The organism is Flammeovirga sp. AWQ4_249 (assembly GCF_056161045.1).
This window is the reverse complement of sequence record NZ_JBSWYJ010000031.1, coordinates 25,229-48,535: the sequence shown is the minus strand read 5'-3', so window position 1 is coordinate 48,535 and position 23,307 is coordinate 25,229. Positions and strand designations below refer to the sequence as shown.

The following is a 23,307-nucleotide window of genomic DNA, read 5'->3' as shown; positions in this document are numbered from 1 at the left end:
TAAAAAATTAAAAAGTAAAAAATGTCTTTAAGTTATTGCTCTAAAATTATTTTTTGGATAAAAAGTCTCTATTCCGACGTAAAAATACAATTCTTGTTTAAATTAGCATTAAAGTTATGAATAATTGTACGATATTCGTTATGACTTTTTAAACTCAATCGGGAAATACACTCTTATGAACAAAATTCTTGTTACCCTTCTCATCTCTATTCTAAGTGCGGGTCTGACTACTGCACAGAATAAGAATACTTATTTAGTGATCGATGCAAATGGTCACTCATCTATGGTGCGAAAAGCCATCTTTACCAATGATAATCAAAAGATAATCTCCGTCTCTGAAGATAAAACACTAAGAGTTTGGGATCTTAAATCAAACTCCCTTGTAAAAACATTATGGGGTGAGCATACAGAAGGTAAAGAAGGAAGATATAATGCATTAGCCATTTCTCCAGATAATAATTTACTTGCCGTTGGTGGATTTTTACAAAACAATGAAATCAGAATTATCAATCTTAATACAGGGAAGCAAATTGGATCTTTATTAGGACACGAAAATGTGATTTCTGATTTAACTTTCTCTGCGGATGGTAATTGGTTAGCTTCTTCAAGTGCTGATAAATCTGTAAAAATATGGTATATCCCAGCTTTAAATGGCGATGAATTTACGGATCAGCCTCATGAGAAATTGACAATTAATGACCACTCTGATGTGGTTTATAACATCGACTTTTCTGATGATGGCAGTAAACTAGTGACATGCTCTTTCGACGGTAGTGTAAAACTATATTCTATGGCTGTGGCAATGAGTAGTGCTAATCTTGCTAAAGTTTGGGAAACAGATCAGAAATTTACAAATGTAGATATTTCTTCAGATAACAAATATGTAGTTGGTGGGCTAACCAGTGGAAAAGTAATCGTTTGGAATACAAATGGTACTGAGGTTGCCACATTAAATGATACGAAAGGATTTATCAGTAGCCTAAGTTTCTCCGCAGATGGGTCTAAACTAATGGTTACAGATGCAAAAGGGAATGTGTTATTTTATAATACTGATATCTGGCTTAAAAATGATAGCTTCAAAGTAAATGATGGTGTAATTACAACGGCTTCTTTTGCAAATCAAACATCAAAATATGCGGTAATTGCTACAGGTTCTGAAGGCCATATAAAAGTATGGGATTTAGAAAATAAAAAAGTAATTCGCGAATTTATTGGTGAAGGCATTTCAAATAAACGTATTGGTCGTAAAGAAGGACTAGATTTTTCTTTATCAGTTACAGAAAAAACAAAACAGCCTTATAATAAATCGTTTGATTTCTCGACGTTGGCTATGACGCTTTCAACTCCTGTGCAAACGGATTATGAAATGCCTGTAATTCAACAGAGTGGTTTATTACTAAAGAAAGCAAGTGCTTACGTTTTAAAAGTAGGAACTGTAGAAATTAAAAATGATAAAAACAGAGACAAAGGTATTAATACCTATTGTTTTACACCTAATACAGATATAATAGTTGGTAGTGGAGCATCACTTAAAATGTATAACAAAGGTGGAGCCTTAATTAAAGAATACAAAGGACACAGTGGTTCTGTTATTACTGCAAATGTTTCTAAGGATGGAAAATATTTAATTTCTTCAAGTACAGATCAAACAACGAAATTATGGAACCTTAAAACAGGTGAACTTTTAGCTTCATTATTTGTTAGTTCAACAAACGATTGGGTTTGTTGGTCACCACAAGGATACTATCATGCGTCTGCAGGTGGTGAAAAATATATCGGATGGTTAAAGAATAATGGAGTAGGAACATTAGCTGATTTTTATCCAGTGAATTTTGCCGAAAAAGAATTTCATAAAAAAGAAATATTAGCTAAAATCATTACTTTGGGTTCATATGCTGAAGCTCAAAAAGTAATGAACTTTGCAACTGTATCATTATCAAACGTTGTCGCTCAGCAACCAAAAATTAAATGGATTTCGCCAACTGTTTCTCAAAAGATAAATAGTATGGGCCAATCAATTAATGTAAAAGCTGAGGTTGAAAGTAAAACTGCTTTGACTTCCTTGAAATTATTGGTGGATGGACGTCCAAGAGCTGTTGAATTAGGATCACCTTCAAATGCAAATGGAAAATTTGTATATGGTATTAATTTAGAGGTACCCGTTGAGAAGAATGAGATCGCTATTCAGATTTTTGCTTCAAATAATGAGACTAAAATTACTTCAGATGCTAGAAAAGTAAAGGTTGGCAATTCAAAAAGTAATAACTTAGATATGGGATTTGATTTAGAAGCAATGTTTAGTTCAGCTGAAAATACAGCTATGAATAAAGCAAATATCTATTTACTTGCCATTGGAGTTTCTCAATATGAAAACCCGGAACTGAACCTCACTTTTGCAGATAATGACGCCAATGCTATTTCAGATATTTATAGTAAGCAAGTTAGCGGTACTGTTTTCAATGAAGTGAATGTAAAGAAATTGACAAATGCAGATGCAAATAAGGCCAATATAGTAGATGGATTTAAATGGTTGTCAGAAAATGCTACCTCTAAAGACCTTGCTATTGTTTTTATAGCTTCTCATGGGTTGAATTATGAAAACAACTTCTATATTATTCCACATGATGTCAAATTAGATGATGTGAAAAATACAGCTGTGAGTTGGTCTGATTGTTCTGATATTATGTCCAATTTACCTTCTCAGGTATTAATGTATGTAGATGCATGTAATTCTGGTCAGTTAGGAAAAGATATTACAAGGTCAGATAATACTGAAAGTATTAGAGAATTAGCATCAGATGAAAATGGTGTTGTGATCATGTCTGGTTCTACAGGTGATGAAAGTTCATTAGAGTCTCCTGCATGGCAACATGGAGCTTTTACAGCTGCATTGATTGATGGCCTAGGAGAAGGTAAAGCAGATTACTCTAGAGATAATATCATTACACTAAGAGAACTTGATTTATTTATCGCAATGAAAGTGGAAGAGTTGACGAAAGGAAAGCAACATCCTACCACTCAAAAACCGAGTACAATTAGTTCGATGACTATTGGAGAAATGATTTCACAATAGTAGTTTAAACATAAGACATACTTTATTTAAAAGCCAAGAGGATCAGTTCTCTTGGCTTTTTTTACCTCTAGATGTTTCAAAAGGTTATTTTATAAAAAGATTTCAAGAATAAATTATCAGTTTAATAAATAAACACAGAATATTCGATCTTGAAAATTAAATTTTAGTGAATAATTGCACTTTTAAAGTTTATTTATAAAAGAAATTGAAAAAGTAATTCGAATTCATGCATTATCACTTCTTTTCGATTGAAATTTTGATAGAAATGGAATTCCTAATTATCAATTCAATCATATTTTTTCTATTCTAATTAGTAAAATTACAATTAAACATTCATTGAATTAAATTAATGATAATTGCACTGAATTGATTTAGTTATTTTTTTACACTTCTTAAAAAAGTATAAAAACGACTTATTTATGTAACCCTGTTCATTTACGGACATTATTTTTTTTCGTTAACAAACCAAGTGTACTAAACTTATTATAATCCAATTATTAAGTCAATCTGTTAACAGATTTACATTTATTTGTAATGGTAAGGAAAAGGCGTTACATCCATTTAAATCAGGTAGTTATGATGATTTGTTAAAAAATTTATATATGTTAAAATATTTTTGGTTCAGCTGATCCTTTCTTAGAATTGTAATCGTGATAACAAAGAACATAAACTTAATTTTATCATTAGTAAACCTAATTTTAAGCAGAACTTAATTGAATTAACCCTCTTGTAAAGGACTAAATAATTAAATCATAACTTTTAAATGAATTAAACCTAACAAGAAGCAAAGCAATAAATTTTTTACGGACGCTATCCTCTGGATATTCGTATTCAGTTGATAAAGTCTTTTTTATTATCCAATCAATCAATTATTTACTTAACATGAAGAAAAGATTACTTCAAATTCTCTTTTTGTTCATGGGCTTGACAATTACGTCTTATGCTCAGGAACGTCAAATTGAGGGTGTCGTTTTAGACGGATCTGGTGAAACTTTGCCAGGTGCAACAGTAATGGTAGAAGGCACAACTGTAGGAGCCGTAACAGACTTTAACGGTAGCTTTACTATTCTTGCTCCAGAAAGCGCACAAAACTTAATCGTTAGACTTATCGGTTATAAAACACAAACAGTAGCCATTGGAACTCAAGCTAAATTTGAGTTTGTGATGGTAGAAGATGTTGAACAACTTGAAGAGGTTGTTGTAACAGCTTTAGGTATCGAAAAAGATAAAAAATCATTAGGTTACTCTGTATCAGAAGTAAAAGGTGATGATCTTAAAGGTTCTGATAATGGTGTATTAAATAACTTAAATGGTAAAGTTGCTGGTGTAATTGTAAATACTTCATCAGGAGCCCCAGGTGCATCATCTCGTATCACTATTCGTGGTAACTCATCATTAACGGGTAATAACCAACCTTTATTCGTAATTGACGGAGTACCAGTAGATAACACTTATAACTCAGGTAATACTTCATCAGGTGCAACTGACTTTGGTTCACCAATCAATGATATTAACCCTGACGATATTGAGTCAATGTCAGTTCTTAAAGGACCAAACGCAGCAGCCTTATATGGTTCACGTGCACAAAATGGTGCAATTGTAATTACTACAAAATCAGGTAAAGGTTCTGAAGGTTTAGGTGTTTCATTATCAAACACTACAACTTTCCAAAACCCATTGATTTTACCAAGCTACCAAAATGAGTATGGTCAAGGTCTTAACGGACAATTCTCATACGTAAATGGTGCTGGTGGAGGTACTTACGATAACATGGATGAATCTTGGGGTCCTAAATTAGATGCTGGATTGATGATTCCTCAATTCAACTCAAATGGTGCTCCTGCTCCTTGGGTATCTAACCCAAATAACGTTGAAGATTTCTTTGAAACTGGTCACGTTTCTACAACAAACTTATCAGTTCAAAATGCTACAGACAAGTCAAATGTACGTTTCTCTATGATGTACTCTGATCAAGAAGGTATGGTACCTAACACTGGTTTAGAGAACTACTCAGCGTCATTAAACTTTGGTCATAAAATCACTGACAAGTTACAATTAGATTCTAAGATTACTTACTCTAGAAGACAATCAGATAACTTGCCTCAACAAGGTTACGGTGAAAACAACGTAATGCAACAATTTGTATGGTTTGGTCGTCAAGTAGATATCAATGCATTAAAAGATTACAAACTACCTGATGGTACTCCATTTAACTGGAACTATAACTACCATGATAACCCATACTGGATCTTAAATGAGAATACTAACTCACAATTAAGAGATCGTATCAATGGTTATGCTTCATTAAAATGGAACATTACTGATTACTTGAACTTCAAGATTAAAGGTGGTACAGATTTATATACTGAAAACCGTCTTTCTAAGTCAGCAATGTACTCAATCAATGACCCTGATGGTGGATTTACTGAAGAAAATTACTTCGTAAATGAGTCTAACTTTGACTTCTTATTCTCATTCTCAAAAGACTTCGGTACTGACTGGAATGTGAATGCAAACTTCGGTGGTAACAACATGTACAGAGTATACAAAACAAGTTCAATGACTGCTTTTGGTTTAGCTACTCCTGGTGTTTACACTCCTGCAAACGCAGCTGGTCAAGTTGACTCGAACTCTTACTTCGAAGAGCAAATCATTAACTCATTATATGGTACTGCTTCAGTAGGGTATAAGGATTTCTTATTCGCAGATGTTTCATTACGTAATGACTGGTCTTCTACTTTACCTGAAGAGAACAACTCATTCATGTATCCATCATTCAACTTATCATATGTATTTACAGAGCATATGGATATGCCAACTTGGATCTCAACTGGTAAGCTTAGAGGTGGATGGGCTGCAGTAGGTAACTACGCTGATCCTTACTCTTTACAAAACGTTTATAGAAACGGTTTAGCTTACGGTGGCTACCCAATGTTCAAATATGAAACAGTTGAAGCTAACCCTGACTTAAAACCTGAGTCTACTCAATCATGGGAATTTGGTTTAGATATGGGCTTCTTCAATAACCGTTTAGGATTTGAAGCTACATACTATGAAAAGTCAACTTACGATCAAATCGTACCTGCTGACGTTTCTGCAACAACAGGTTACCAACAAACATTTATCAATGCTGGTCAAATTGACAACAAAGGTTTTGAATTAATGGTGTTTGCAACTCCAGTTCAAACGGATGATTTAACTTGGGATGTGTCATTCAACTTCTCGAAAAACAAAAACGAAGTTGTTGAATTAGCTGAAGGTATTGATTCTTTCGAATTAGGAAACTATTGGGGATTACAAACTTTAGCTGTAGAAGGTGAAGAATTAGGTACTTTCTATGGTATCGCTTACCAAAGAGATGAGAATGGTAACGTAATGGTTGATGAATCAGGTTACCCAATGAGAACAGATTCTCCAGAAAAATTAGGTTCAATTAACCCTGATTGGAGAGGTGGTATCCGTAACTCAATCTCTTACAAAAACTTCACATTATCTGCATTGATTGACATCTCAATGGGTGGTGAAATCTTCTCAGTAACAAATATGTTCGGTGAATACGCAGGTGTTCTTGATGTAACTGGTGAAAACCGTGAAGCAGGTAGAATTACTCCAGGTGTAGGTGTTGATGGTCAACCAAACAACATTGTAGTTCCTACACAAAACTACTACCAAACACTTTATGGTATCCACGAAGAGTATATCTATGATGCATCTTACGTGAAATTAGCTGAGTTATCAATTGCTTATAATATTCCTTCTACTTTAACGAAGAAATATGGTATCAAAGGTATGAGTGTTGCATTCGTTGGAAACAACCTTTGGATGATTCATTCAAATGCTCCTAACATTGATCCTCAAGCTGGTTTCGGTGCTGGTCTTAGTGGTCAAGGATTCGAATTTGGTCAGTTACCATCGCCAAGAAGCTATGGTTTCGATATCAAAATGAAATTCTAATCATACCTTTTTTAAATAATATAGATAGTGGAAGGTGCATTCCTTCCACCTAATTAATACCTAAATAAGAATGAAAAAATTATTAATATATGCCGCTTCATTAATGGTTTCTTTAGGAACAACATCTTGTTTCAAAGACTTTGATGAAATGCAAGTTAACCCTAACTACCCAACAGAAGTAGATCCTGGTTACCTATTTGCTAACGCTACTTTCTCAAGAGTAGGTGGTACTTACGGTGTTCAAGCTGAGGATTTCAATATGACAGCTTCAGGTTTATGGGCACAGCAATACTCAAAAATCCAATATGTTGATGAAGATTGGTATGAGTATAGAAGTAATGCTGTTGATGCATACTGGAAGTTTATGTACTCTGGTAGCCAAACTTCAGGTACAGCTTCTTTATATGATTTAGAGTTAGCACTAAAAACAGTTCGTGACCAAAAAGCTTTCAACTTAGAGCAAGGAAACGACATCAAAAATGATGAAGCATTTGAAGGTGCTATCTTAGTTATGAGAAGTTACTTATTCTCAGTAATTACAGATATGTGGGGTGATGTACCTTATTCTGAAGCTTTCAAAACAAAAGCTTTAGGGTTTGAAAACACAATCACTCAACCTAAATATGACGCTCAAGAAGACATTTATGTTGACTTGTTAGCACAATTGGAAGAAGCAAATACTTTATTAAGTCATGGTGGTACTGTTGATGGTGCAGCAGACGTAATCTATGGTGGTAATGCTTCTAATTGGAGAAAATTTGCAAACTCTTTAAGAGCAAGATTATTAATTCACTTATCAAAAGCTACTACAACTATTGATGTTCAAGGTGGATTAAATGATATTTTCTCTAACCCAGCTGATTATCCTATATTTACTTCGAATGAGGATGATGCAATGTTGGTATACCCAGGTTCTCAACCTTACGAACACCCATTCTTTGAGAATTACGTTCGTGATAAGAGAGATGACCACGCGATTTCATTAACGATAATGGATTTATTAAAAAATAATAATGACTCTCGTATGTTCGTGTATTCAACTCCAACACCAAAGTCAATTGCCATTTATAATGATCAAGCTGATGATGCAAAAGATCCTTCAGTATTAAAATGGACAGGTCAAGAGAACGGTGTACCTAAAGATGAGAACTTCCAATTATCTGAGCGTTCAAGAATCGGTGTACTTTACAGAGCAACTGCTAATGGTGTATCAGATATCATGTCTTACTCGGAGCTTAAGTTTATTGAAGCACAATATCACTTAATGACAGGTAACCAAGGAGGAGCAGATATGGCATTCCAAGAAGGTGTTAGAGCATCATTCTATAAACAATATGGTTTAATGGAAAGCTATGGTATTAATGCTGCAACTTTTGTAAACCAAAATGTTCAGAAGACTATTAACTTAGAAGAAGTAGTAGGATTTGATGGAAATGCAACATCAATTTCAACAGCAAATGTAGAAGATCATTTAGCTTTATTATTTGCTAAAATTGGTACTACAGCAACTGAACAAAATGTTTCTGAACAAAAGTTCTTAGCAATCTTCTCAAACGGTCCTGAGGCATTCAATGAAGTTAGAAGAACTGGTTACCCTACTTTAGATAAAGTAAGAGGTGGTACTCGTTACCAAGATCAGTATGTTAAACCTTATGGAATGACTTATAGATTCCCTTATGTAACTTCAGAGTTCTCAACTAACTCTGATAACTTGAGCAAAGTGAATGGAAATATCCAAGGTACTATGTGGGGTGAAAAAGTATGGTGGGCAACTAACTCTCCAGACGTAAAATAATTGATAATTAATCTTGGGGAATATCTTATGATAATTCCCCAAGAATAGAAGATATAATACAATGAAAAAAATCTTAGGTTTAGCATTAATTGCAGGTTTATTCTTTTCATGTTCTGAAGATAATGAAGTATCAGCTCCTGCAAACTATGATGGATTTTATCAGTGGCAAACATACAATGAAACAACTGATGAAGTAGTTCCTAGAGAAGAGTTATTAGTAGAAGGTGAGTCTGCAGTCTTAAAAATCTATACTTTATTAGATGATAATGGACTAGATGAAGATTACACTACTAAACTTTATGTTCAAGAAACTAGAACAGGAAAAGTGATGTTATCAGTGGAAAATGAACTAGTAGTTCAGTTTGATGATGTATGTTCAGGAGGTGGAGAGCCCGTAGCACAGGTTTACGGTAGATCTTTCTTTGCAACTGATATGTCAAGAACTGTTACTATTGAAACTTTCACTAAAGATGATTGTTCTGAAGCACTACCACAGTAATTTCTAATAAATCTCGAAAAAGTCATTCTAATTTAATTGGAATGACTTTTTTATTAATTAATTTTTTTAATTACAGCAATCTTAAACTCAACTCTTCTATTTTTTTCTCTTCCTTCAGGTGTTTCGTTTGATGCAACAGGTTCTTTTTCACCTTTTCCTAAAACAGTCAATCGATTAGGGTTAATTCCTTTTTTTACTAAATAATCTTTTACAGTTTGTGCTCTTTTTTCACTTAGCCAAAGATTATATTTTTCTTCTCCTTGTGTATCTGTAAAACCAGTAATACTCACCTTTTCGATATTAGTTTCTTTTTGTAATAAGTTGACGATTCTATCTAACTCATTAAATGAAGTTTTTTCAAGATAACTACTATTCGTTTTATAAAATAAATTTTTGAGAACTAGAGTAGCTGTTTCTTCTAAAGGAACAAGAAGTAAATTTTGAATGACTTTCATCTTTTCTTTACTATTTGATAAATCAATATGTTCACTTTGAGAAAGATATCCATCTGCTTGAGCTAAAAATGAATAAGATTTTCCTAATGGCAGTGTGATATAATAATTACCAGTACCCTTATTTGAGAATACTGTCCCTACTTCTTTTTGATTAGCTAAATCAGTATATACAATCTTTGCGTTTAAAGGCTCCTTTGTTTCTTTATTGACAACCTTACCTGAAATTAATGCAATTGGTTCTGGAGGTAAAAGGATAGGAAGTTTTACACTGAAAATATCAAAATCACCACGATCAGTTTTTCTAGAGAAAAAGCCTATATCACCAGTTATTGGTATACATAAATCTTTTTCATCACTTTTGGAATTTATCATTGGTCCTAAATTTTCTGGTTTTGACCAATTTTCCCATGTATCATCTACTCTTCTAGAAGCAAACAAGTCACTGCCTCCAAAACCACCATGTCCTGTAGAAGCAAAGTATAAAGTTTTTTCATCACTAGATAAAAATGGTGCAGACTCTTTTCCTAAGGTATTAATACTATTTCCAATATTTTTGGGCTCACTCCAATGTCCTTCAGTATCTTTGAAACTGATGAAAATATTAGAAGTATTTTCTTCTCTATGATCTGTTAATGACATCAACATAACCTTTCTACTATTAGAAAGGAAGAAATCAGATTTCTGTTTTAATAACTGAAAATTAGGAATAATAATCTGTTCTTGTTCGATCCAAGTAGAGTCAGATAATTCTAACGTTGAAAGATGAAATTCAGATCCTTCGCCATCAATAACAGATAAAGCGGAGATACCATCTGGACTTAATGCCGTGATATATTGACTAGAAAAATTAATAGAGGAATCTATTAATACTGAAGATGCATTCCAATTTTCTTGGTCGTCCATATATGCCTCAAAAAGTTTAGGTTGACCATTTATACTTCTTGTAAATAATAATTTTTGTCCTTTAATATCCAGCGTTGGAGCGAGCTCATCATCTTCGGTATTCAAAGTTGAACTCAACTGATGTGTTAACACAGTTGGTGCAATTAAATCACTTATTTCGGGTAAAATTGAAATAGTTTTAGAAGTGCTACTCACACCGATTGCATCTATCCCCACTTGTCTGATAGAAGATTTTCCTTGTAATCTTATACGTATTGCTTGTATTCCTATGGATGATTTTTTGATGAAAAAATTAGAAATAGTTCCTCCATCTTTCAAATAAGAAGGTACTTGATCATAAACCACTTTTTCTGTACCATTTTCTGCAATCACTGTAATCTCTTGGATTCCATTATGATAAAAAGCTTCGGCTATAATGATCTGATTTACATTGGGTATTGGTAGTGCAAACCCAACCGTAATTTCTGCAAATTCATCTTCGTTGGGAAGCCATGCTAACGGATTCTTAGTGCTATTATTAGGGACATTAGGTCTTCCTAAAGTTTGTGTCGCACCAAAAGCAGCCTCACTATATTGTGAAGAATATTGTAGTACTGTATCTGCCCAATAAATGGTTTGTGAAGTTGCTGTATTGTGTATTACAGAAGTGAACAGTAGGGATAAAAATATATATATTGTAGTTCGATTATAAGCTATCATAGTATTACAATAATACAACAATATTAAAAAAATCACTACTTAATTTTTCTTGAAAACAACCTTAAAACATCAAATATCAATCAGTAATGGTTAATGAATTCTATTATATCAAGATAAATTAAGATATTATTTCAGGATTACTGTTTCTTTTTTCATTTACCCTTTACCTTTGCAGTCGAAAACATTTAAACACCAGAATGAGTAATTCAAAAAGAATTTATTTAGTCAGACATGGTCAGACTGCATACAATACAAAAAGAATTGTACAAGGAAGAAAAATTGACGCAGATCTTAACGAAACAGGGCAGAAACAAGCAGCTTTACTGTATGATGCGTACAAAAAATTTCCTTTTGACAAATTGTATGTTACTTCATTGAAAAGAACACATCAAACAGCAAAAGGCTTTATTGATGCAGGCTTGAATTATGAAATCATGCCTGAGTTTGATGAAATGAATTATGGTGATTATGAAGGTAATTCTATCGATGATTTTAAAGTAGATGGAAAAACTGTTCAAGATATCTCAGACGAGTGGGAGAAAGGAAATTTTGAAGTATATCCAAAAAATGGCGAAGAGCTAATGGATGTATTGAGAAGAGAAGCGGAAGGGTTAGAGAAAATCATGGAAAACGAAAATGAACGTAATGTGATGATATGTATGCATAGCCGTTCGATTCGTATTTTCTTATGTCTTCTATTAGACATGGATTTTGATCAAATGAAACGTTTTGCTCCAAAAAATACTGGTGTAACTACTTTGGAGTACAATGAATATACAGGAGAGTTTAAACTAATAGAGTTCAACAATGTTGATCACTTAGGAGGCGATCCAGAATTAACTTTCTTACCAACAAAGCCTGGACAAGAGGAAGTAAAAGTAGAAGAAGATGATGAGCTTGGTTTTAGAAAGTTTAAACTAAACAAACAGCTTTACAACGCTTGTGATGATCAAGGGTATAAAAAGCCTACGCCAATTCAGGAAAAAGCAATTCCATTAGTCTTATCAGGACATGATTTATTTGGTATCGCCCAAACAGGTACAGGTAAAACAGCTGCCTACCTTCTTCCTTTATTGTTTAAGGCTAAATATGCGCAAGGAAATGATCCTAGAGTTTTAATTTTAGTACCGACTCGTGAATTAGCGATTCAAGTAGGTAAAGAGGTGGAAAAACTTGGTAAATATACAGGACTTCGTCATGCTGTAGTGTATGGTGGTATTGGACCAAAAACACAGATAGAAGAAGTCGAAAAAGGTATTGATATATTAATTGGTACGCCAGGTAGAGTAATGGACATCTACTCGAGAGGAAAATTAAAAACAAAACAGATCAAATATATGGTCTTGGATGAAGCAGACCGTATCATGGATATGGGATTCATGCCTCAAATCCGCCAAATGTTAGAGATTATTCCTCGTAAACGTCAAAATTTACTATTCTCAGCTACTATGCCTGATATTGTGGTTCGTTTGAGTGAAGAATTCTTAGAATTCCCATCAAGAGTTGAAATTACTCCTCAATCAACAACAGCTGAAATGGTAGATCAATATGTATATGAATTACCTAACTTCAGAACAAAGCTGAACCTATTAGAATACCTATTGAATGAAGATGATGAACTCTCTAGAATCATTGTTTTCTGTAAGAAAAAAGATCATGCTAATGGAATCTTCAAATACTTAGAAAGAAAAGTAGAAGGAGATATTCGAGTGGTTCATGCTAATAAAGGTCAAAATGCTCGTATCAATAGTATTGAGGCTTTTAAAGAAGGAAATATTAGAGTATTGGTAGCAACAGATGTTGCAGCACGTGGTTTGGATGTTAGTATGGTCTCTCACGTGATCAACTTTGATGTGCCAGTGATGTATGAAGACTATGTACACCGTGTAGGTAGAACAGGTCGTGCCAATAATGAAGGAACAGCATTAACTTTCTGTAATCCATCAGAAAAGTATCACCTAAGAAAGATTGAGAAGTTAATTCAAAAGGAAATACCAGAATTAGATTTACCATTGGATATCGAAATTGCTGAAACGTCTAAAGAAGAAGCAAAAGAAATGGCAATGGAAATTGATATTCAAAAAAGGAAAGAAGATCCAACTTTCCAAGGAGCATTCCATGAAAAGAAAAAGAATAAAGATAAAGTGGATAAGAAACGTCGTTTGAAAAACAAAGCTTCTATCGACAAACAAAGAGCAAGTGGTAAGGTTAGTGCCTACATTGGTTCTGGAAAAAAGAAAAAATAGTAAAAAAGCCAACTCAGTAATGGGTTGGCTTTTTTATATTCCATTGAATCTTATTGTGTTGTTGATTATTTTTTACTTACAAAATACATTTCTATATTTAGAAAATACTAAGCTAATAATGAACAACATGTTAAAAAATTATTGTATCTGTCTTCTACTATTATTTATTACTGTTCAAAATTCTTTTGGTCAAGAGAAGTGTGATTGTCTTTCAGCTTTAGATGAAATATCCGAACATATTAAGAATGCTAAAAGCTATAAAGTTCAAATTAAGAAAGGAAAGAAAACGGAAGAATTTGATCAATGGAAGTTGAAAATTGAAGAAGAAATTATGAAGGATTCGATGATTCATTTTTTCTGTCAAGCCTACCTACAGAAATATATATCCTTCATCAGTGATACTCATAATCAAATTTATAAAATCCCAGAAAATATTGATCAAGCAGTTCCTGATTATCATAAACAGGTAGACCCAAATAGAAATTATCAAGATGGTATTTCGGGTAAGTACTATGCAGGGAAATATGAAGTCTCAGTCATACCTCAAGAAAATGAAATATGGTATGGAGTCCTCTTAAATGAAGATTTAAAACATTGGAAAAAAGGTAAAATTAGATTTATCTTAAAAAGAAAAGAAGATCAGAAATTTGAAATGTTTGAATACTTTTCGAATGGTTTTTTAATGTATTATAATGAGGTAGAAATAATTGAAGGTCGAATTTCTAAGACCTATTGGAATAAAGACAATAAATTAAACTTTATAACATCATACGACAGTAATTTTGTATTCAAAAATATAAATCGGAATATAGATTATATAGGAATTAAGACTTTAAGAAGATATACAAAAGAAATCCAAGAAGGTAATTCATTTTATGATTACTATTTACCTAAATTATTAAAGGATGTTTTAATTGTAGATCTTAGAAACAATGGAGGAGGATCACCAAAACAAGCAGAAAGACTCCTCGCAGCAATTAAGGATAATCAGACAATAAAAAAGATTTTTGTGCTTATTAATTTTAAAACAGGAAGTGCTGCAGAACTAACGACATTGGAATTATTGAAAGATGATAGAACAGTTGTGGTAGGGGAAAATTCTAAAGGGATGCTAGCTTATAGTTATGGAAATGCAAGTTATTCAGCAATAACAAAATGTGGTGAATATCAGATGAGTTTTACTGTTAATACAACAAAAAAGGAATATTTGCCTTTAGAAAATAAAGGGATCACACCAGACCTAAAACTTGATAATCAAGAGGATTGGATAGAACAATTAAAGCACTATTTACAAAAAGAATATGATCTCTAAACTAATACGTTATCTTGTTATTTTGACGACCTGTTTTGTTTGTTTTTTTATTACTGACAAAAGATACAAATGAAACGTTTGGTGGAGTTGTCGAACTAATAAGTGTTTTGATGATTACTATTGTATTACAATCAATTTTTTATTTACCTACATTTATAAAATGGAAATGGAGACTTATAATTCCAATAGTAATGAATTTCATGATGATAATCATTTTCTATAATTCTAAGGATTCAATTCAGGAGTTATCTTTTATAATATCAAGAAATTATACACTTTTAGCTTGTGTCAATTTTGTTATCTGTTTTTTCTATGATAAAAAGAGTAAAATTGATGCTTAAAATGAATTACTCTTCTGTACCCCAAGTCAAAGCTTTTCTTAGATCAGAAAAGTATTGAATTGTCAATTCATCTGATTTCGCTTGATTTTCATCAAATGTTTGCTCAATAGATAAATCACGGACAAGATCTCCACTAAGACAAAATGCAATTTTCTTAATACCTGAATTAATATAAATTGGAATGATAATATCATCGTGCCATTCTTGAACAGAGATGTTCATCACAAAATGATAAGCACGAGTATCTACAATGAAAGCTTTAACATCATGTTCGACTCCGTCAGTTTCAACAAGTTTAGCAAAAGAAGAGATGTGTTCTTTGAATAATTCATCATCCATATCTTTTCCAGCATCTTTCCATATAATCAAGAAAACTTTTTCGATACGATAAACAGACCAGAAATCAGTAGTTAGTAATTCTGTATTTAATAAATCAATAGAATTGTCCATAATAAGTAATAGTAGTGTAAGGGTGTCTGTTATATAATTTGACAAAGAGTTGTCAAAATTCCAAATTAAAATTTCAAATAAGTAACCTTTAAGTATTTTGACTACATAAATTATCACTACTTCAACATTAAAATTGTAGAATATAGACTTTCATTTGTAATATGTTATAATCTTCTATAGAGGAAGTGAATATAAAACTTCATTTTTATTAAAATGTTCTCTAATTCTATTGGCACTTGAGTAATATTTTTGCATAATTGTAATCATGTTATTAACAGCATTTTTTTCAACATACCTTATAGAATTATGGCAAGATTTAAATACATATCTGAATTCGAATTTAAGGCACCTTTACATAAGTTATATCCTTATTTTATAACACCAAATCAACTAAAAGATTGGTTTGCAGATAAGGTTACAGAAAATGTCGAAAACAAGACCATGACTTTTGTATGGGGAGTTGAAGAAAAAACAGGTAAAATAGCTGTTAGAAGACAAAACCAACATGTGAAATACATTTTTGAGAAAGAAGAAGACCAAAAGTCTGCTTACTTGGATTTCAAATTTGAATTTAGTGAATTAGCTCAATCTACATTTGTAACCGTTACTGATTATTCGGACATGGATGATATGGATGAATTGAAAGAGCTTTGGGAGGAATTCTTCGGAAGATTACGTGAGATTGTGGGTGGTTAAAATAATGGACGATGTCGTACGAATACTCAGCGAAGTATATAAAACAGCTTTCTAGGGCTGTTGATCAGAAGGAAGATGCATACCTTATCAATGAGTTTGAGGATATGCACTCGGCAGATATCTCTGCAATTATGGAGGGGCTTTCGGCAGAAGATTGTAAATACATTCTTGAGTTGTTGGACCCGGAAGTGGGTGCTGATGTAATCAGTGACTTGGAAGATGATATTCGTAAGAACTTTATGACCCTTTTTGAGGCTGAAGAATTATCTAAATATATGGATAATACAGACTCAGATGATGCTGCAGATACTTTAAATGAGTTGCCAGTAAAGAAAAGGGAAGAGGTAATTGCTAATATGAAGGATCAGGAAAAAGTCCTTTATATCGTAGATCTTTTGCATTACGAAGAAGATTGTGCAGGTGGTCTGATGGCCAAAGAATTGGTAAAAGTAAATATCAATTGGAATGTACATCAATGTATCGAAGAGGTTAGAAGACAAGCCAAAAAAGTAGATAAAGTATATACTGTTTATGTAGTGGATGATCATGATATTCTTCTAGGAAGGATATCTATGAAAAGATTATTGATTACAGACGAAGAGGTGAAGGTGGCTGATCTTTATGAACCTGAAATCGCAAAAGTTCATTCTTACCAAGACGAAGAAGAAGTCGCTGAATTGATGCAACACTATGATTTGGAAGTTATTCCTGTAGTGAATGTACAAGGTCGTTTGATTGGTCGAATTACAATTGATGATGTGGTCGATGTCATTACTGAACAGGCAGAAAAAGATCAACAAGCCATGTCAGGTATCTCAGAAGATATCGAAGAACGCGATAGTTTGATTGCCATGGCAAGAGCACGTTTACCTTGGTTGATCGTCGGAATGTCTGGAGGTTTACTAGGTGCAAATTTCTTAGGTGGCTTTGAAGATGAATTAAGATTAGTACCTGCAATGGCCTTCTTTATTCCATTGATAACTGCAACTGGAGGAAATGTAGGAATTCAATCTTCTACAATTGTAGTTCAATCATTAGCAAGTGGAGGTTTTCAAGGATCTGTTTTTGATAGATATTTTAGAGTGTTGTTAGTCGCATTATTAAATGGTATTACACTTGCTCTTTTAGTATATGGTTTCAATTTTTTATTCGTAGATCATAATCTGGCTATTGTTGTTTCAGTAGCATTATTTAGTGTAATTATGATTGCCTCCTTTATGGGAACCATTACACCAATAGTTTTAGATAAGTTTGGGATCAATCCAGCTTTAGCCTCCGGGCCATTTATTACCACTTGTAATGATTTAATTGGGCTTGGAGTATACTTTACAGTAGCAAAAATGCTTTTACATAGTTAAATTTGCAAAATGTCAGAAAATAAAAGAACAGAGATAGGCGAACTTGGTGAGTTTGCCTTAATTGATAAAATTAGCCAAGGTATAGAAATCAAACAAAAAACAACAGTAAAAGGTATTGGAGACGATGCTGCTGTATTTGATTATGGTGGAGATGACTATACTGTTTTATCAACAGATTTATTATTAGAAGGAATTCATTTTGATTTATCTTTCATGCCTTTACAGCATTTAGGATATAAAGCCATTGCTGTTAATGTATCTGATGTTGCGGCAATGAATGCAATTCCAGAACAAGTGACAGTTAGTATTGCAGTAACAAATCGTTTCTCAGTGGAAGCAATTGAAATGATTTATGAAGGCATAAAAGCAGCTTGTAAAAATTACAATGTTGACCTTGTGGGTGGTGATACTACTTCATCGCGCCAAGGATTATGTATTTCAGTAACTGCTGTAGGTAGAGTTAAGAAAGATAAAATTGCTTACCGTTCAGGTGCTAAAAAAGGAGATATTCTTTGTGTATCTGGAGACCTAGGTGGAGCATATATGGGCCTTCAAGTATTACTTCGTGAAAAGAAAGTATTTGAAGCAGATCCATCAATGCAACCTAAATTAGATGATTATCAATACATCGTTGGCAGACAATTAAGGCCTGAGGCTAGAACAGATTTGATTCATGAATTTAATGAATTAGGAATTGTACCTACTTCTATGATGGATATTTCTGATGGTTTAGCTTCTGAGGTATTGCATATCTGTAAAGAATCAAAAGTGGGAGCAGTAGTTTATGAAGATAAATTACCAGTTGATCATCAAACTTTTGATATTTGTCACGAATTCAAAATTCCTTCAAAAACACCTGCGTTAAATGGTGGTGAGGATTATGAATTATTGTTTACAATCAAGCAGGAGGATTTTCCTAAGTTAGAGAAACACGCTAGTGTATTCTTTATTGGGTACATTGATGAGGCTGAAAATGGTGCTCGTCTTTTCACTGAAGGTGAACAAACTCTTCCACTTACTGCACAAGGTTGGAAACATTTCTAGATTAATATATAAATATGGCAGGACATAGTAAATGGGCCAATATTAAGCATAGAAAGGGTGCCCAAGATGCAAAACGTAATAAACTTTTTACAAAATTAGGTAGAGAGGTAACAGTTGCTGCTAAAGAAGGTGGTATTGATCCTGATATGAACCCTAGACTCCGATTAGCCATTCAAAACGCGAAAGGTGCGAATATGCCAAAAGATACAATCGAAAGAGCGATCAAAAAAGTGGCAGGGGGTGAAGATGTAACTTACGAGGAATTAACGTATGAAGGTTACTCACCAGGAGGTATCGCTATCTATGTAGAATGTTCTACTGATAACACGCGTAGAACAGTTCAACAAGTGAAAAGCTATTTTGCCAAATTGGGTGGTTCTCTTGCAAAAAATGGTTCATTAGAGTTCTTATTTGACCGAAAAGGTGTTTTTGTCATTAATCAATCTGATGAAATTGATGTAGAAGAATTAGAATTGGAGTTGATTGATGCAGGCGCTGAAGATTTTGAGGTCAATGATGATTTTATTACTATTTTTAGTCAAATGGAAGATTTTGGAACTGTCAATAAAAAATTGGAAGAATTAAATGTTGACGTTTCAAGTGCTAATCTTCAAAGGATTCCTCACGCTACAAAAACAGTGGACGATGAAACATTAGAAACGGTTATGAAGCTAATTGATCGCCTTGAAGATGATGATGATGTCCAAAATGTATTCCATGATCTTGAAGTAACAGATGACCAAGCTGAGAAGTTATAATTAGCTCATTTCATACATAAAGCAAGAAATCCTTTTGTGTTTTTACATGAAAGGATTTTTTTATTTGATTTTTTCTGGAAGATTATTACTTTATTGATCATCAATCTATCCATCTAACTTTCATTGTTTTGACTTTTACTAGAGAATTAAAATATATATCGGCTTATTTGATTCCATTATGTTGTGGAATAGGTCTCTATTTTGGAGGTGTTTATTCATGGCTGACCGTTTTCTTTTGTTTTGTTCTTACTCCATTTCTTGATATAGTCTTACCAAAAAATGAGGAAGTTTCAGAATCTAATAATAAAGTTTATTCAAAACTATACGATTGGTTTTTATATTTTAATCTCATTTGGGTTTATGGATTACTAATCTACGCTTGTTTTCAATGGCAAAACATGGAATATACTACTTATGAAAAAGTAGGTTTAATATTAAGCTTGGGGCTAGTCTTTGGGACTTCAGGAATTAATGTAGCTCATGAATTAGGACATAGAAATAAAAAATCAGAACAGTTAATGGCTCAATTACTTCTTATGCCTAGTTTTTATATGCATTTCTTTATCGAACATAATCGAGGACATCATTATAACGTTGCAACACCATTGGATCCTGCAACCGCTCAAAAAGGAGAGTGGCTTTACAAATTTTGGTGGAAAAGCGTCATTTATTCCTATTTGGATGCATGGAAGATTCAAAAAAAGCTACTCAAAGAAAAACGTTTTTTCTCATTAGAAAATAAGATGTTGATCTATCAATTCACCTATTATTTCTATCTCACAGTACTTTCTTTTTATTTTAACTTACATGTAGTAGGTTTTGCTATCGCAGCAGGTTTAGTTGGAATATTATTGCTAGAGACGATCAATTATGTTGAACATTATGGTTTACAAAGAAAATTATTGCCTAATGGAAAATATGAAAGAGTACAATTGCACCATTCATGGAATGCAAATTATACTTTTGGAAGAATAATCTTATTTGAGTTAACAAGACATTCAGATCACCATTTTAAAGCAGCTAAAAAATATCATACGTTAGATCATCAAGAGAAGGCACCAGAATTACCTTTTGGTTATCCAGCAGCCATACTTTGTTCACTCGTTCCTTGGCTTTGGTTTAAAGTGATGGATAAAAGATTGTAATTAAAAGAGAAACAAAAAAGCACTTAATTTTTGAAACCAAGTGCTTTTTTGTTATTAATATTTTTATGAATTATTCTGATTCTTCAGAACCATTTTTTTCATCTTTATTGACATGAATTTTACCTAAATCGATTTCTTCATCTTCATCTTCAAAATAGAAGTAATCCATTCCCTCAATGATTGGATGCATATCTTCTTTATTTGTATCAAAAGTATAAAGTAAACAAGGTAATAATGTCAAGTTGGTCGTCATGGCCACGATTAATGTAACTGAAGTTAGGAGACCTAAGGCTTGTGTTGCACCAAAAGTAGAACCCATAAAAATGGCAAAACCAAAGAATAAAACAATTGAAGTATATAACATACTAGACCCTGTTTCTCTTAAAGCCATAATCACTGCTTTCTTCATATTATAGTTATGAAGGACGATCTCTTGTCTATATTTTGCCAAGAAGTGAATACTATCATCAACAGAAATACCAAATGCAATACTAAAGACAATAGCAGTACTCGGTTTCAGAGGGATTCCCAAGAAGCCCATTAAACCTAACGTAAACAATAATGGAATTACGTTTGGAATCAATGAAATAATAATGATTCTCAAGTTGCCAAACAAAGTACCCATGATGATTGCAATCAAAATAAAGGCAATCAACATACTTGATTTTAAGTTTTTGATCAAGAAATCATTACCCTTAATGAAAATAAGAGTAGATCCAGTAACCATTGTCTTTAAATCAGTTCCTTCAACAATCTGAGCTAATTTAGGACGAATTACACTATCAACCATGTAATCCATTCTTACAGATCCAATATCCGCCATACTAGAAGAAACTCTGATATATCTACCAGTAGAATCAATCATTGCATCACTTAAGCTAGATTGTGCTCCATCAGCACTATTTCTCAAATACTTCATGATAAACGACATTTCACTTCGGTTAGGAAGTTTGAAATACGTAGAATCACCACCATGAAAAGCTTGATTACCTGCTTTCAAGAAAGTATTTATTGAAATAGGAGGGGAAACTTCTTTTAATGAACCAACAAATTGTTCAATCTCTTCGACCTTATCTAGGTTACCACTCTTCATGTAACCTTTTTTACGACCTGTATCGACAATTAATTCAAAAGGCATTACACCTGTAAACTCTTTCTCAAAGAACTTTAAGTCAGTTTTTACATGGTAATCTTCAGGAAGATCATCTACCATATAAGAGTTAGCAGTAACTCTATAACTACCGTAAATTGAAAGGGTAACCATGATACTTGTAAACACATAAACAGCAGTTCTGTGATGTAAAACAAGCATTTCTAATTGATGAATCAACCATGTTGTTGGTTTGAAGTCCAAATGTTTTAAGTGTCTTACATCAGGTTCTGGTAAGTAAGAAAAAACAATTGGAATAAAAGAGATACTAATTAAGAAAGTGATAAAAATATTAATACCAGCTACAATACCAAATTCTTGCATGGCAGTAATACCAGTTGTAATTAATACCATGAAACCAATTGCAGTGGTTGTGTTGGTAATTAATGTAACAACACCAATTTTCTTTATTATATAAGCTAAAGCCTCAACTTTTGGTGTACCATGAGAGAATTCTTGATGATACTTATTGAGGAGATAAATACAGTTTGGAATACCAATTACAACAAGAACTGGAGGAAGTAAACCTGTTAGAATGGTAATTTGATAATTGAGTAGAGATAATGTTCCCATAATCCAAACAATTACAATCCCAATCACTAATAAAGGATAGAATACAGGAGAGAAAGAACGGAAGAAGAAGAACAATACTAAAGCAACAACACCAATAGATATTCCTAAGAAAATCATTGTTTCTGCTTTCACTTTATCAGCCATAATCGAACGAACATAAGGTAAACCTGCATAATACAGATGAATTCCCGTTTCTTTTTCGAATGCTATAGCTCTACTTTCCAAAGTCTTCATTACTGCCGTACGATTTTTCGAATTAAGAACAACAGGGTCCATTCGAATCACCATAGCAGTAGCTCGACCTTTACTAATTAATCTATTTTTATAAACTTTTAGATTTTCAACGTCATTAATAATGCTATCTAATTCAGCTTGTGTTTTTGGCTTCTCTTTAAAGAAAGGGGATACAACAAACTTTTGATCAACTCGATCAGCAATAATATTAGGAGCATCAGCAAGAGAGAGTACATTCGTGATACCATCAATTTTCTTAATGTCATCACTCAATTCCATAAACTTAACAAAGTTATCCAACTCGAAAAGTTTTGTATCTTTTACACCTAACACAAATGATGAGGCATCTTCTCCAAATAACTCTTGGAAACGATTATAGTGCACCATGTCAGGGTCATCGTCAGGAATAATTCTAATATATTCGTATGACCATTTTACATTTCTTGCATGGTAACCCATAAAAACGGTTGAGAGCGCAATCACCACAAGAATTAATATCCTATTACCAAGAATAAATTCAGCTACTTTTTTCCACATAATGAGCTTCTTATTTTATTGGTCTATTGCTAACGTTTTAGCAATAGACCTATAAAGAAATAATATGTTATTTATGTTAATTCGG

The 23,307-nt window shown here is 32.9% G+C and carries 14 protein-coding genes; 11 read left to right on the top strand and 3 right to left on the bottom strand.

The annotated features are described in order from the left end of the window. Positions 1-175: 175 nt before the first annotated feature. From ACXAHM_RS19145 to ACXAHM_RS19130, 4 genes are all read left to right on the top strand, one after another. The gene (locus ACXAHM_RS19145) at positions 176-3,073 is read left to right on the top strand and encodes a caspase family protein (RefSeq protein WP_474963290.1); all 2,898 of its coding nucleotides are present in this window, start codon (positions 176-178) and stop codon (positions 3,071-3,073) included. Positions 3,074-3,955: 882 nt separating this feature from the next. Further along, a complete protein-coding gene (locus tag ACXAHM_RS19140) occupies positions 3,956-7,027 on the top strand; it encodes a SusC/RagA family TonB-linked outer membrane protein (RefSeq protein ID WP_474963288.1) in 3,072 nt (1,023 codons plus the stop codon). 70 nt (positions 7,028-7,097) lie between these two features. After that, positions 7,098-8,822, top strand: coding sequence for a SusD/RagB family nutrient-binding outer membrane lipoprotein (locus ACXAHM_RS19135; RefSeq protein ID WP_474963285.1), 1,725 nt, complete (start codon positions 7,098-7,100; stop codon positions 8,820-8,822). A gap of 61 nt (positions 8,823-8,883) precedes the next feature. Beyond that, positions 8,884-9,321, top strand: a complete 438-nt coding sequence (locus ACXAHM_RS19130) for a hypothetical protein (protein WP_474963282.1) — start codon at positions 8,884-8,886, stop codon at positions 9,319-9,321. Between the two features lie 53 nt (positions 9,322-9,374). Here the strand turns inward: ACXAHM_RS19130 and ACXAHM_RS19125 are convergent, their stop codons facing one another. Next, positions 9,375-11,378, bottom strand: coding sequence for an OmpA family protein (locus ACXAHM_RS19125; protein ID WP_474963279.1), 2,004 nt, complete (start codon positions 11,376-11,378; stop codon positions 9,375-9,377). A gap of 197 nt (positions 11,379-11,575) precedes the next feature. On the opposite strand from ACXAHM_RS19125, the gene ACXAHM_RS19120 reads away from it, so the two are divergent. Both ACXAHM_RS19120 and ACXAHM_RS19115 read left to right on the top strand, forming a co-directional pair. Next, positions 11,576-13,624 carry a DEAD/DEAH box helicase gene (locus tag ACXAHM_RS19120; protein ID WP_474963277.1) on the top strand — a complete coding sequence of 683 codons (2,049 nt, stop codon included), beginning with the start codon at positions 11,576-11,578 and terminating at the stop codon, positions 13,622-13,624. A 127-nt stretch (positions 13,625-13,751) separates the two neighbouring features. Beyond that, a complete protein-coding gene (locus ACXAHM_RS19115) occupies positions 13,752-14,936 on the top strand; it encodes a hypothetical protein (RefSeq protein WP_474963275.1) in 1,185 nt (394 codons plus the stop codon). A 347-nt stretch (positions 14,937-15,283) separates the two neighbouring features. Here the strand turns inward: ACXAHM_RS19115 and ACXAHM_RS19110 are convergent, their stop codons facing one another. Next, complete coding sequence (locus ACXAHM_RS19110; RefSeq protein ID WP_474963273.1) at positions 15,284-15,727, bottom strand: hypothetical protein; 444 nt, start codon at positions 15,725-15,727, stop codon at positions 15,284-15,286. Between the two features lie 306 nt (positions 15,728-16,033). On the opposite strand from ACXAHM_RS19110, the gene ACXAHM_RS19105 reads away from it, so the two are divergent. The 5 genes from ACXAHM_RS19105 (at position 16,034) to ACXAHM_RS19085 (ending at position 20,728) form a co-directional block, all read left to right on the top strand. Next, positions 16,034-16,423, top strand: coding sequence for an START-like domain-containing protein (locus ACXAHM_RS19105; protein WP_474963270.1), 390 nt, complete (start codon positions 16,034-16,036; stop codon positions 16,421-16,423). Positions 16,424-16,434: 11 nt separating this feature from the next. After that, entirely contained in the window at positions 16,435-17,781 is a 1,347-nt protein-coding gene (gene mgtE, locus ACXAHM_RS19100; RefSeq protein WP_474963267.1) for a magnesium transporter, read from the top strand. 9 nt (positions 17,782-17,790) lie between these two features. Next, positions 17,791-18,825 (top strand): thiamine-phosphate kinase, encoded by a 1,035-nt coding sequence (gene thiL, locus ACXAHM_RS19095; RefSeq protein WP_474963264.1) that lies wholly within the window; start codon positions 17,791-17,793, stop codon positions 18,823-18,825. A 14-nt stretch (positions 18,826-18,839) separates the two neighbouring features. Beyond that, positions 18,840-19,583 carry a YebC/PmpR family DNA-binding transcriptional regulator gene (locus ACXAHM_RS19090; protein ID WP_474963262.1) on the top strand — a complete coding sequence of 248 codons (744 nt, stop codon included), beginning with the start codon at positions 18,840-18,842 and terminating at the stop codon, positions 19,581-19,583. Between the two features lie 128 nt (positions 19,584-19,711). Further along, on the top strand, positions 19,712-20,728 hold the full coding sequence (locus ACXAHM_RS19085) for an alkane 1-monooxygenase (RefSeq protein WP_474963257.1): 1,017 nt from the start codon (positions 19,712-19,714) through the stop codon (positions 20,726-20,728). Between the two features lie 70 nt (positions 20,729-20,798). Here the strand turns inward: ACXAHM_RS19085 and ACXAHM_RS19080 are convergent, their stop codons facing one another. After that, complete coding sequence (locus ACXAHM_RS19080) at positions 20,799-23,222, bottom strand: efflux RND transporter permease subunit (RefSeq protein WP_474963255.1); 2,424 nt, start codon at positions 23,220-23,222, stop codon at positions 20,799-20,801. Positions 23,223-23,307 lie beyond the last annotated feature (85 nt).

What these genes read in the sequence shown, in the direction of transcription:
- ACXAHM_RS19090 (WP_474963262.1), top strand. Translation starts at nt 18,840, where the DNA reads ATGGCAGGACATAGTAAATGGGCCAATATTAAGCATAGAAAGGGTGCC.
- ACXAHM_RS19125 (WP_474963279.1), bottom strand. Translation starts at nt 11,378, where the DNA reads ATGATAGCTTATAATCGAACTACAATATATATATTTTTATCCCTACTG.
- ACXAHM_RS19135 (WP_474963285.1), top strand. Translation starts at nt 7,098, where the DNA reads ATGAAAAAATTATTAATATATGCCGCTTCATTAATGGTTTCTTTAGGA.
- thiL (WP_474963264.1), top strand. Translation starts at nt 17,791, where the DNA reads ATGTCAGAAAATAAAAGAACAGAGATAGGCGAACTTGGTGAGTTTGCC.
- ACXAHM_RS19105 (WP_474963270.1), top strand. Translation starts at nt 16,034, where the DNA reads ATGGCAAGATTTAAATACATATCTGAATTCGAATTTAAGGCACCTTTA.
- ACXAHM_RS19115 (WP_474963275.1), top strand. Translation starts at nt 13,752, where the DNA reads ATGTTAAAAAATTATTGTATCTGTCTTCTACTATTATTTATTACTGTT.
- ACXAHM_RS19120 (WP_474963277.1), top strand. Translation starts at nt 11,576, where the DNA reads ATGAGTAATTCAAAAAGAATTTATTTAGTCAGACATGGTCAGACTGCA.
- mgtE (WP_474963267.1), top strand. Translation starts at nt 16,435, where the DNA reads ATGTCGTACGAATACTCAGCGAAGTATATAAAACAGCTTTCTAGGGCT.
- ACXAHM_RS19130 (WP_474963282.1), top strand. Translation starts at nt 8,884, where the DNA reads ATGAAAAAAATCTTAGGTTTAGCATTAATTGCAGGTTTATTCTTTTCA.
- ACXAHM_RS19110 (WP_474963273.1), bottom strand. Translation starts at nt 15,727, where the DNA reads ATGGACAATTCTATTGATTTATTAAATACAGAATTACTAACTACTGAT.
- ACXAHM_RS19140 (WP_474963288.1), top strand. Translation starts at nt 3,956, where the DNA reads ATGAAGAAAAGATTACTTCAAATTCTCTTTTTGTTCATGGGCTTGACA.
- ACXAHM_RS19145 (WP_474963290.1), top strand. Translation starts at nt 176, where the DNA reads ATGAACAAAATTCTTGTTACCCTTCTCATCTCTATTCTAAGTGCGGGT.
- ACXAHM_RS19080 (WP_474963255.1), bottom strand. Translation starts at nt 23,222, where the DNA reads ATGTGGAAAAAAGTAGCTGAATTTATTCTTGGTAATAGGATATTAATT.